This window comes from Streptomyces sp. KR55 (assembly GCF_052245645.1).
Taxonomy (GTDB): domain Bacteria; phylum Actinomycetota; class Actinomycetes; order Streptomycetales; family Streptomycetaceae; genus Streptomyces; species Streptomyces flavusporus.
Genome location: NZ_JBQQCE010000349.1, coordinates 1 through 10,674, shown reverse-complemented (window position 1 = coordinate 10,674; position 10,674 = coordinate 1). Strand labels below are relative to the sequence as shown.

Sequence of the window (10,674 nt, the reverse complement as noted above, 5' to 3'; positions counted from 1 at the left end):
CCGGGCCGGTCCTCGCGGACGACGACGGCGGCCTGGGCGACCTGCGGATGGCGGGAGAGCACCGCCTCGATCTCGCCGAGTTCGATACGGAAGCCGCGGATCTTGACCTGGTGGTCGATCCGGCCTTCGTAGGCGAGTGCGCCGTCGGGTGTCCACCGGGCCAGGTCGCCGGTCCGGTACATCCGGGCGCCGGGGGGTCCGAAAGGGCAGGCGACGAACCGGTCGGCGGTCAGCCCGGGCCGGTTCAGATAGCCGCGGGACAGTCCGGCGCCGGCCACGTAAAGCTCGCCGGTGACTCCGGGCGGCACCGGACGCAGAGCGGCGTCGAGCACGTAGGCCCGCAGGTCCGCGAGGGGGGTGCCGACGGTGCTGCCGGTGTCGGCGGCGTCCTCGCGGCTGAGCGCATGATGGGTGACATGCACGGTGGTCTCGGTGATGTCGTACATGTTCACGAGCGTCGGCCGGTCGTCGGGGTGCCGCTCGTACCAGGCGTCGAGCCTGCCGGGGGCCAGCGCCTCGCCGCCGAAGATCACATGGCGCAGGGCCAGCCGGGTTCCCGGGCGCTGCCGCTCGGACTGGATCAGCTGGTAGAAGGCCGAGGGCGTCTGGTTGAGGACGGTGACACCCTCCTCGGCGAGCAGGGTCAGGAACGCGTCGGGCGAGCGGGAGATCGCGTGCTCGACGACCACCAGCCGGCCGCCGTGCAGCAGTGCGCCCCACAGTTCCCACACCGAGAAGTCGAACGCGTACGAGTGGAACAACGTCCACACGTCGCTCTCCCGGAAGCGGAACGATTCGGCAGTGGCGGAGAAGAGCCGGGTGACGTTGCGGTGCGAGACGACGACGCCCTTGGGCTTGCCCGTCGAACCGGACGTGAAGATCACATAGGCGGGGTGTTCCGGGTGCAGTGCGCCGAGCCGGTCGGCGTCGGACGGATCGGCGTCGGACGAATCGGTGAGAGCTGCTCCCTCGACGTCCCGCACGGCCTCGACCGTGTCCAGGACGAGCACGGGTTCGGCTTCGGAGAGCACCGCGGCGACCCGGGCAGCCGGCGTCTGCGGGTCGATCGGCAGATAGCCCGCGCCCGTCTTCAGTACCGCCAGGACCGCCACCACCAGCTCGGCCGAGCGCGGCAGCACCAGTCCGACCAGCCGCTCGGGGCCGGCGCCCCGCGCGATGAGCCGGTGGGCCAGCCGGTTCGCCCACCGGTTCAGCTCCCGGTACGTCAGGTGGGTGTCCCCGTGTGTGACGGCGATCGCGTCGGGTGTACGCCGGACCTGCTCCTCGAACCACTGGGGGAGGGTGCCTGCGGCGAGGTCGGTGGCGCCGCTGTTCCGCTCGGTCAGGACGCGGTGCCGTTCGTCCGGCTGGAGCACTTCGGTGAGTCCGACCGGGCGGGCGGGTTCGGCGAGGAGCGTACGCAGGAAGGCGGGGAACCGCCGACCGTGGCCGGTGACGGTCCCGGCGTCGTACGCGGCGGAGTTGCCCGCCAGCAGCACCCGGACGCCGCTGTCGTCGGAGCCGCCCTCGAAGGCGATCACGAGATCGTCGACCGGGCCACTGGGCACCCCGCGGGCCTCGGCCGTACACGGGCCGAACCGCAGGTCTTGCGGCAGCGGGAGGAAGTTCACGGCGGGGCCGAACATACGGCGGGTCAGGCCGCCGAGCCCGAGATCCTTGCGCAGGTCCTCACCCCGGTACCGCTGGTGCCGCAACAGGGCGCGCATCTCCCGGCCCACGTACCGCTGGAGTTCCGTGAAGGGCATGCGCGGGTGCAGCCGCAGGCGCAGCGGAAGCACGTTGGAGGCCATGCCGGGCGTGGCCTGGGTGACCGGAGTGAGGCGACCGGTGACGGGGAAGCCGAGCACCAGGTCGTCGGTGCCGGAGAAGCGGCTCAGATACGTGGCGGCAGCGGCGGTCAGCGTGACCTGCCAGGTCGTCCCGGCCTCCTGCGCCAGCCGCTTGACCGCGCCGAAGAGGTCCGGGTCCAGCTGTGCGGTGTGGCGGTGCGCCTCGGACCACAGGCCGGTGGGCCGGTCGGGCAGGCTCAGCAGTTCGGGGGCGTCGCCGAAGCGCTCGAGCCAGTAGTCGTGGTCCTTGCTGCTACGCGCGGAATCGGCGTACTTGGCGTCCTCGGCGAGGAATTCGACGAGCGGGGAGAACGGGGTGGGCGGGGCCTGCCGGCCCTCCGCCAGAGCCGAGTAGCAGTCCGCCACCCGCTGGACAATCAAGTTGAATCCGAAAGCATCACAGGCGATGTGATGCACCCTCATGTACCAGAGGAAGTGATTCGGAGCGACCTGGAACAGCATATGAACGAACAGGGGGCCGTCGACCAGGTCGAAGGGATGAACCAGGTCGTCCTGCATCGCGGCGAGCGCTGCGGCCCGTCCGCCTTCCCGGGACGCCAGATTTCGGATCACCAGGGGCCAGTCGCCGGGAGCCGCGACGGACTGCCACGGAACACCGTCGGTCTCACCGAATCGCACATGGAGGGCTTGGGCTTCGTCCACGGCCCGCCGGAGCGCGCGCTCGAATCGCGGCACGTCCAGCGGTCCGTGAATCTCCACGAAACCGCTGATGTTGTACAGAGGGCTGTCCGGAATCAGCTTCTGAGCGAACCAAACACGCTGCTGCGCTGCCGACAGCGGATTGCGGGCAGACGGCGACCCGGTGAACATCCTGCGCTCCCCCATGTGTGCAGGGGGAAGCTCCCTAAATCCCCCTGTTACGTGTCCCCCGACGCGCTGGGCTCTCGAGGTCTCGCGTCAACTTGCAAGATAACAATGCCCTCGTTGCCGACGCCACGAATTAACGGTCGGGTGGCTCGCGGCGCTGACGGGGCGTCAAGCGACTCTAGCACGCTCACCTCAACGGACCATCGTAAGAGGGGCGTTGACCAGCTGGACCGTCACAGTACAGAATCGTGCCCAGGCTCCGGCCACCGACCGCCATGCCGTGCGCCCGCGTTGAGCGGGATAGACCTCGGACGCCATCCGGTTAAGGGGCGTGGCGGGTGCTGGAGCAACTGTTTTGCCTTACCCATGGGCACGGCCCATTCGGGTGCGGAACAGGGTGTTGTCCATCACATACGGGGGGAGTGCAGTAGCCCTGCACAGCAAGCATGCAATCGTTGCCGCGGTCGCAGGCTCCTCTTCCTGTCGGCTTTTTAGGGGTGTTCCGAGTGAGTAACGATCTGCAGTCGACGATCCACGGCATACTGGTCGACGACCTTGAGGTGGATGCCGAGCACATTGCTTCCGATGTGCGCCTCGACACACTGGAATTGGACTCTCTCGCCGTCGTCGAGTTCATCACTCGGGTCAAAGAGGAGTTCAATGTCGACCTGGCCGACGAGGAAAGCGCTCTGAAGGAGAAGACCTTCGGGGAACTGGTGGAACTCGTGGGTGCCAGACTGGGCTCGTCATGACAGCTGCTTTTCCCGCCGCGGTCACGGGGGCCGGACTGGTCACCCCTGCCGGGATCGGTGTGGCCGAAACCTGGCAGTCGGTTCTGAAGGCCCCCACGCTGGCGCTCAAGGACAAGGCGCTGGAAGGTACCGGCGCCCCTTATTGCCTGCGTGTTCCGGATTTCGGGTCCGAAGTTCTGTCGGGGAGGGGAACGGCGAACACGGATCCCTTCATCCGCTATGCACTGGTCGCGGTGGGCGAGGCGATCCGGCAGTCCGGGCTCGACCCGAACACATGGGAGGGCAGCCGGGTCGGCCTGGTCATCGGTACCGGGATCGGCGGCGTCGGCACGCTCGTCCAGGCGCAGGACCGCTTCGCGACACGGGGTGCCGAGGCCGTCTCGCCGTACCTGCATCCCCGCGCCCTGCCCAACATGGCGGCGGGCGCGGTCGCCCTGAGGTACGGCATCACCGGCCCGTCCCACACTGTCGTCTCCGCGTGTGCCTCCGGCGCGGTCGCCATCGGCGTCGCGCGCGATCTGCTGCGCGGCGGATCCTGCGACGTGGTGATCGCCTGTGGCACGGAAGCCGGCGTCGTACCCGTGACCGTCAGCGGTTTCGCCCGGATGGGTGCGCTGTCCATGCGGGACGACCCGACCGCCTCGCGTCCGTTCGCGGCTGACCGGGACGGGTTCGTCATCTCCGAGGGCGCCGGCGCCGTCGTACTGGAGCGGCTCGAGACCGCGGCGCACCGCCGGGCCGAGGAACTGGGCCGCGTCCTCGGCTACGGCTGCACCACGGACGCCCATCACCTGGTCGCTCCCCGCGCCGACGGTTTCCAGGCGGAGGCCGCCGTACGACAGGCCCTGCGGGACGCCGGTCTGGAGGGCGAGGCGATCGACCACGTCAATGCCCACGGCACCTCGACCCCGGTGAACGACCGTATCGAGGGTGACCTGGTGAGGCGGCTCTTCCCGCACCGTCCCTCCGTCACCGCGGCCAAGGGCGTCCTCGGACACACCCTCGGCGCAGCGGGCGCGATCGAGGCCGTACTGGCGCTGTGCACCCTGCGCGACGGAGTGGTTCCGGCGGTGGCCCACACCACGGCGGTCGATCCGGAACTGGCCGGTCTCGACGTGGTCCTGGGAGAACCGCGTGAAGAGCAGCCCTCGTACGTCCTCAGCAACTCCTTCGGCTTCGGGGGCCACAACTGCGCCCTCATCCTGGGGCGCTGACGACGGTGCGCACATCAGGGCCGCAGGGCTCGCAAGTGGAAGACGGCAGCGGATGCCGCTGATCAACGGGGACTTATTCATGACCAACGAGCGCGTGGCCACGCTGACCACGCTGCTGGCCGACCCTGAATTCGCCGAGATCCGGCCCGAGGGGCAGAGCCTGTACGACTACAGCGTCACAACGCTGCGCCGGGCCCTGCGCATCAACCGGGCCGGCATCACCGCGAACTCGATGTGGCTGGGCCGGGGCGAGCCGTCGGAGTTTCCCGACTTCCTGCGCACGATGGGCTGGATCGGGGCCTACGACGCCTCCCTGCTCAATGTGCTGGTCTCCCACCAGATCGCCGGGGACGCCTGTCTCAGCCACGCGGACCCGACGCAACTGGAACGCTTCGCGCCGGAGATCGACACTATGGAGCGGGTCTACTGCTTCGCCTCCTCGGAGTTGCACGCCGGCTCCGACCTGACCCGGATCGGGACGACGGCGACCTACCGGCACGCCGACCGCTCGCTGGTCCTCCACACGCCGGATCCGGCGGACAGCAAGGTGTGGATCGGCAACAGCCTCTACACCGGAGACGTGGCCATGGTGCTGTGCCGGCTGCGGGTCGGCGACCGGGACGAGGGTCACCACTGGCTGCGTGTTCCGCTGCGCACGGAGGGCCGCCTGGCCCAGGGAGTCTCGGTCCACGGCGCCGAGCCGAAGGGCGGCGTCGAGGCCAACCAGACCGGCATCATCCGGTTCGACCAGTGTGTGCTGCCCCGGTCCGCCCTGATGAGCCGCTGGGCACGGATCGACGAGCAGGGCGTGTACCACTCCCCCGTGCGACGGTACCGCCGGTTCGACGAGTGCCTGGCCACCTTCACCCATGAACGGCTGTTCCCCAGCATGGGCGCGGCCATGGCGCAGCGCCTGGCGTGCGCCATCACCACCCGCTTCGCGGCCGTCAAGCGCACGTTCGGCTCTCCGCTGCTCGGCCATGCGCACTACCGCATGCGACTGCGGACCGCGGCAGGCCGTGCCCTGGCCGCCCACCACGCGCTGGAAGGCCTGGTCGCGCAGGCGGTCCAGCGCGTCGGCGCCCGGCACCCCGCCGAGGACCGGCTGCTGCACGCGTTGATCTCCTGTGCCAAGACCGGCAGCACGGGAGACGCCCGGCTCACGCTCGCCGACACCAGGGAACTCTGCGGCGGACTGGGCTACCACCACCTGAACCAGATCTCGCCGCTGCAGCACGACTTCGAGATCGCCGTGACCTTCGGCGGTGACAACACCGTCCTGGGCTACCAGGCCTCGCGCTTCGCACTGCGCGAACGTGAGGAACTGGCCGGCCTCCTCGACGACGCGGTCCGTGACACCGTCGACGGCGGCACCGATCCGGACACCCGTGCTCTCGTCACTGCGATGCGCCGCCTCAGCGACGTCCTGCTGGCCGAGGTGGACCGCGAGGGGCCGGGTGCAGCCAGCACCGCCTGGTCGCGGGCCGTCTACCAGACGCTGGCGCTCGGCCACTGGTCCGGTCACGCGCCCCACCCGGCCGGGCGGGGACTGCTGCGGCACTACGCCGCCGGCTGTCTGCTCGAACACGGCATGACCGGGCTGCGGGCAGGTGTGCTGACCCAGGACGATCTGCTGCGAGCCGATCGGCTGCGCGCGGAGGAAGGCGCCGCGGAACTGCGCGCCGAGGAGCTGCTCGCCCTGCTCGACGTACCCGAAGCGCTGGTGCGCGCCCCCATCGCATACGACGACTTCGCCGACCGTCACGTGCGGCGGGCCGCCACCCCACCTGGCGCACAGGGCGGCGAGGGCGTGGCCGCCGTGGTCGCGACTTCCGCCTGACACCGATCCGGAAGGACCCCCACCATGGACGATGCCCGAGCGGTGGTAACCGGCATCGGGAGCTGTCTGCCCCCGGACGTGGTGTCCAACGACGACCTGTCCCGGGTGCTGGACACCTCGCACGAGTGGATCCACAGCCGCACCGGCATCACCCGACGTCATGTGGTGAAACCGGGGGTCAGCACCGGTGACCTGGCCACGGCCGCCGGCGCCGCCGCTCTGGAGTCGGCCGGCCGGCGCACCTGCGACCTGGTGCTGCTGGCCACGACCACCCCGGACCAGCCCTGCCCGGCCACCGCTCCGCAGATCGCAGCCCGCCTGGGCTGCGCCGAAGTACCCGCCTTCGACCTGGCGGCGGTGTGCTCGGGCTTCGTCTACGGGCTCGAGACGGCGTCCGCGCTGATCCGGTCGGGACTCTACGAGACGGTGCTGCTCATCGGTGCCGAAACGTACTCGACGATCGTCGACCCCACGGACCGCAACACCGCGGTGCTCTTCGGCGACGGTGCGGCGGCCGTGGTGCTGGAACGGGGCCGGACCGGTACGCCGGGTGCGGTGCTCCACACCCGCCTGGGCAGTGACGGCACACAGGCGGCACTGATCACCGTCCCCGGCGGGGGCTCACGGGCGCCACGCCGCGGTCCGCACGGCCTCTCCTCCTACTTCCGTATGGAGGGAAAGGAGGTGTACACCCGCGCGGTGGCGACGATGACCCGGTCCGCCCGGGAAGTGGCCGAGGCGACGGGCTGGGAGCCGGAGGACGTCGACGCCTTCGTCGGGCACCAGGCCAACGCGCGGATTCTGCGCGCCGTGGCCAAGCGCCTCGGGCTGCCCCGGGAACGGGTCGTGTGCCACCTGGGCGAGGTGGGCAACACCGCCGCGGCGTCCATCCCCCTCGCCCTGTCCTGGGCGGCCTCCCGCGGCGACCTGACGGTCGGCGACCGGGTGCTGCTGACCGCCTTCGGCGGCGGCCTGACCTGGGGCTCGGCCGCCATGACCTGGCCGGATGTGCAGCCGGTGGCCGCCTACGAACCGGCGCCTCAGACGCTCTGATCTGTCGGTACGGCTTTTTGCGGCCTGCGTTACCAGGCTGTGAATCCCCGTACGGCGGGGAGGACTTCACGCGGTTTCGGCCGTAGTGCCCTCGGCGAAGAACGGTGCGCGCACACGACCTCGGGCCGACCGGCCGCCGGAGTCGGCGGCTCCGCCACCACCAGGCCCGCGAGGCCGGCATGCTGCTCGCCCGGCCGCTGAAGCCGGGCACGCCACCGCCGCCGGAACCGCGCGGCCTGCTGTTCGGCAGGCGGGCACGGCCCCGGCAGGCGTGGTGAGTCAGCGGGCCGTCCGCGTGTGGACGTACTCCACGAGACGGGTCAGCGCGTCCGGGTTCGTGGACGGCATGACGCCGTGGCCGAGGTTGAAGACATGTCCCTCCAGCTGCGCCGCCGCGTCCAGGACCTCGCGGGTCTTGGCCTCGACGGCCTCCTGCGGGGCGAACAGCACCGTCGGGTCGAGGTTGCCCTGGAGCGCCTTGCCGGGACCGACCCGGCGGGCGGCCTCGTCCAGCGGGACCCGCCAGTCGACGCCGACGACGTCTGCACCGGCCTCGCCCATCAGGCCCAGCAGCTCGCCGGTGCCGACGCCGAAGTGGATGCGCGGGACGCCGTACGCCTCGACCGCGCGGAAGACCTTCGCCGAGGCGGGCAGGACGGAGCGCCGGTAGTCGGCAGGGGCGAGAGCGCCGGCCCAGGAGTCGAAGAGCTGGACCGCGCTCGCGCCCGCCTCGATCTGCACCTTGAGGAATGCGGCGGTGATGTCCGCGAGGCGGTCGAGCAGGTCGGCCCAGAGCTCGGGGTCGCCGTACATCATCGCCTTGGCGTTCTCGTACGTGCGGGACGGGCCGCCCTCCACGAGGTAGCTCGCCAGGGTGAACGGGGCGCCCGCGAAGCCGATGAGGGGCGTCTGACCGAGCTCGGCGGTCAGCATGCCGATCGCCTCCGTGACGTAGGACACGTCCTCGGGGGTCAGATCGCGCAGCTGGGCGAGGTCGGCGCGGGAACGGATCGGGCGCTCGACGACCGGGCCGACGCCGGGCTTGATGTCGAGGTCGACGCCGATGGCCTTGAGCGGGACGACGATGTCGCTGAAGTAGATCGCCGCGTCCACGTTGTGCCGCCGCACCGGCTGCAGCGTGATCTCGGTGACCAGCTCGGGCCGCATGCAGGACTCGAGCATCGGGATGCCCTCGCGCACCTTGCGGTACTCGGGCAGCGAGCGCCCGGCCTGCCGCATGAACCACACAGGCGTGTGCGGCACGGCCTCACGCCTGCACGCCTTCAGAAAGGCGGAGTCATACGTCGCTGTCGGCTGCTTGCCCGTGGGGCTTCCGTTCGCACTCACGACGAAAAGTCTCGCACGCCGCACCGACAACGGGGGCGGGGGGGCAGCCGACCTCAAGGGGCGCGGGGCTGTATCGACATGCGGCTCCTCCCCCACTCTCGGCTTCGCTCGAGCGGGGGGGACCCCCACCGTGGGCGCGACCGGCCACACACAACCCGCACCCGCCGTGCGACTGGAACCACCCACGACCAGGCGGGGGCCTGGGGGCGGCAGCCCCCAGCGAGGCCAGCACCAACAGGCGGGGCGGGGTGTCACCCTGCACTCAGCCCCCGTTCCGCTTAATCTGCACCGCATGGCTGCGGCTCAGGGACGATTGTCGGACGACGCTGGCGGAACGGACGACCCGAAGGAGGAGGACCTGCATTCGGGCGAGACGGCTCCGCTGCCCTTCCGGGCCGCCGTGGACGCACTGCGGTCCGCGCGGCTGCGGCCGCAGATCGAGGTCGAGCCGACCCGCGCGCCGCAGCGGCTGGCCCCACATTCGTACGCCCTGGAGGCCACCGTCGTCGACGGCGACCAGGACCTGGCCGACGGCCGGCTGGTGCTGCTGCACGACCCCGCCGGGCACGACGCCTGGCGGGGCACCTTCCGGTTGGTGACGCTGGTGCGGGCGGAGCTGGAGCCGGAGATGGCCGCCGACCCGCTGCTGCCGGAGGTGTGCTGGACCTGGCTGACGGGGGCGTTGCAGGCGCGCGGTCTGACGTACGGGGAGGCGAGCGGTACGGTCACGCGCGCGAGCTCCCATTACTTCGGCGGGCTGTCCGCGCGCCCGTCCGCCTCGCAGATCGAGATCCGTGCCTCGTGGACACCGCGGGAGGGCCTGGGCGGGGCGCCGGACACGGCGGCGCATCTGGCGTCCTGGTGCGATCTGCTCGCGCAGGTCGCGGGCCTGCCGCCGGCCGGTCCGGGTGACGCCTCGGTGGTGACGCTGCCCCAGCGGCGCGGCCCGCAGTCGCGCTGAGCGTCACCCGGCTGGGCCGTTTCAGGCCGATCTCTTTGTCGATACGACCACTTTCGGCCGTACCACGACGCGAACCGAAGCCGTTCGATCTTCGAATGATCGACCGCGTGTCCGAATTGCACGAATTGTTACTCACCGGATCGCGATCATTTTCTAAAGGCAGACGGGTTTGGTGCCGAAGACGTCTGTGACCTTGAAAGCACGGTTCGTCCCGGCTTCACCCCCTACGAGCCGCCCCGTCCCGCACCCCAGGAGGCCTGGTGTCCGTTCTCCTCGAGCAGCCCGCAAGCCTGGTCGCCTACCGCCCGAACAAGCCGACCGCCATGGTGGTCGTGGCCGACCCGCGCGTCCGCTCCACCGTCACCCGCCATCTGTGGGCGCTCGGTGTGCGCGATGTGATCGAGGCCTCGTCCATCGCAGAGGCTCGTCCCCGCATCGGCAACCCCCGCGACATCTGCGTCGCCGACGTCCATCTGCCCGACGGCTCCGGCCTCACGCTCCTGTCGGAGACCCGTGCCGCCGGCTGGCCCAACGGACTCGCCCTGTCCGCCGCCGACGACATCGGCGCGGTGCGCAACGCCCTCGCGGGCGGTGTGAAGGGCTACGTCGTCACCGGCACCCGCACCAACGTCGGGCTCCCCACCCGACCGGGTTCCGCTCCCATCGGCGCGGCCGCCGCCCGTCTGCACCGCCGCCCCCCGGGTGCCCCGAGTCACCCGGGTGGCTACCGCGAGCTGTCCGGCCGCGAGGTGGAGGTGCTGCGGCTGGTCGCCGAAGGCCAGTCGAACAAGGCGATCGGCGTCTCGATGGGCCTGTCCGCCCTGACCGT

8 protein-coding genes and 1 pseudogene are annotated in these 10,674 nt (G+C 70.8%); 7 read left to right on the top strand and 2 right to left on the bottom strand.

Annotated elements, in window-relative coordinates; genetic code table 11:
- On the bottom strand, positions 1 to 2,696 hold a 2,696-nt coding region (locus ACTWQJ_RS36835), incomplete at its 3' end, for a non-ribosomal peptide synthetase (protein ID WP_443310806.1).
- A gap of 488 nt (positions 2,697 to 3,184) precedes the next feature.
- On the opposite strand from ACTWQJ_RS36835, the gene ACTWQJ_RS36830 reads away from it, so the two are divergent.
- The 5 genes and pseudogenes from ACTWQJ_RS36830 to ACTWQJ_RS36810 form a co-directional block, all read left to right on the top strand.
- On the top strand, positions 3,185 to 3,430 hold the full coding sequence (locus ACTWQJ_RS36830) for an acyl carrier protein (protein ID WP_443310805.1): 246 nt from the start codon (positions 3,185 to 3,187) through the stop codon (positions 3,428 to 3,430).
- Positions 3,427 to 4,644, top strand: coding sequence for a beta-ketoacyl-[acyl-carrier-protein] synthase family protein (locus tag ACTWQJ_RS36825; RefSeq protein WP_443310804.1), 1,218 nt, complete (start codon positions 3,427 to 3,429; stop codon positions 4,642 to 4,644). The genes ACTWQJ_RS36830 and ACTWQJ_RS36825 overlap by 4 nt, the downstream gene beginning before the upstream one ends.
- 79 nt (positions 4,645 to 4,723) lie before the next feature.
- Entirely contained in the window at positions 4,724 to 6,484 is a 1,761-nt protein-coding gene (locus ACTWQJ_RS36820) for an acyl-CoA dehydrogenase family protein (RefSeq protein WP_443310803.1), read from the top strand.
- A 24-nt stretch (positions 6,485 to 6,508) separates the two neighbouring features.
- Entirely contained in the window at positions 6,509 to 7,537 is a 1,029-nt protein-coding gene (locus ACTWQJ_RS36815; protein WP_443310802.1) for a beta-ketoacyl-ACP synthase III, read from the top strand.
- A gap of 173 nt (positions 7,538 to 7,710) precedes the next feature.
- Positions 7,711 to 7,815 (top strand): annotated as a pseudogene (locus ACTWQJ_RS36810) (rhomboid family intramembrane serine protease); the annotation flags it as partial.
- 1 nt (position 7,816) lies between these two features.
- Here the strand turns inward: ACTWQJ_RS36810 and hemE are convergent.
- On the bottom strand, positions 7,817 to 8,884 hold the full coding sequence (gene hemE / locus ACTWQJ_RS36805) for a uroporphyrinogen decarboxylase (RefSeq protein WP_443310801.1): 1,068 nt from the start codon (positions 8,882 to 8,884) through the stop codon (positions 7,817 to 7,819).
- A gap of 292 nt (positions 8,885 to 9,176) precedes the next feature.
- Between hemE and ACTWQJ_RS36800 the strand changes: the two genes are divergently transcribed.
- Both ACTWQJ_RS36800 and ACTWQJ_RS36795 read left to right on the top strand, forming a co-directional pair.
- On the top strand, positions 9,177 to 9,845 hold the full coding sequence (locus ACTWQJ_RS36800; protein WP_443310800.1) for a DUF3000 domain-containing protein: 669 nt from the start codon (positions 9,177 to 9,179) through the stop codon (positions 9,843 to 9,845).
- A gap of 260 nt (positions 9,846 to 10,105) precedes the next feature.
- On the top strand, positions 10,106 to 10,674 hold a 569-nt coding region (locus tag ACTWQJ_RS36795; protein ID WP_443310799.1), incomplete at its 3' end, for a response regulator transcription factor.

Bases quoted from the DNA above. Each gene is read 5' to 3' on its own strand.
- ACTWQJ_RS36820 (WP_443310803.1), top strand. From the start codon at position 4,724: ATGACCAACGAGCGCGTGGCCACGCTGACCACGCTGCTGGCCGACCCT.
- ACTWQJ_RS36800 (WP_443310800.1), top strand. From the start codon at position 9,177: ATGGCTGCGGCTCAGGGACGATTGTCGGACGACGCTGGCGGAACGGAC.
- ACTWQJ_RS36815 (WP_443310802.1), top strand. From the start codon at position 6,509: ATGGACGATGCCCGAGCGGTGGTAACCGGCATCGGGAGCTGTCTGCCC.
- ACTWQJ_RS36825 (WP_443310804.1), top strand. From the start codon at position 3,427: ATGACAGCTGCTTTTCCCGCCGCGGTCACGGGGGCCGGACTGGTCACC.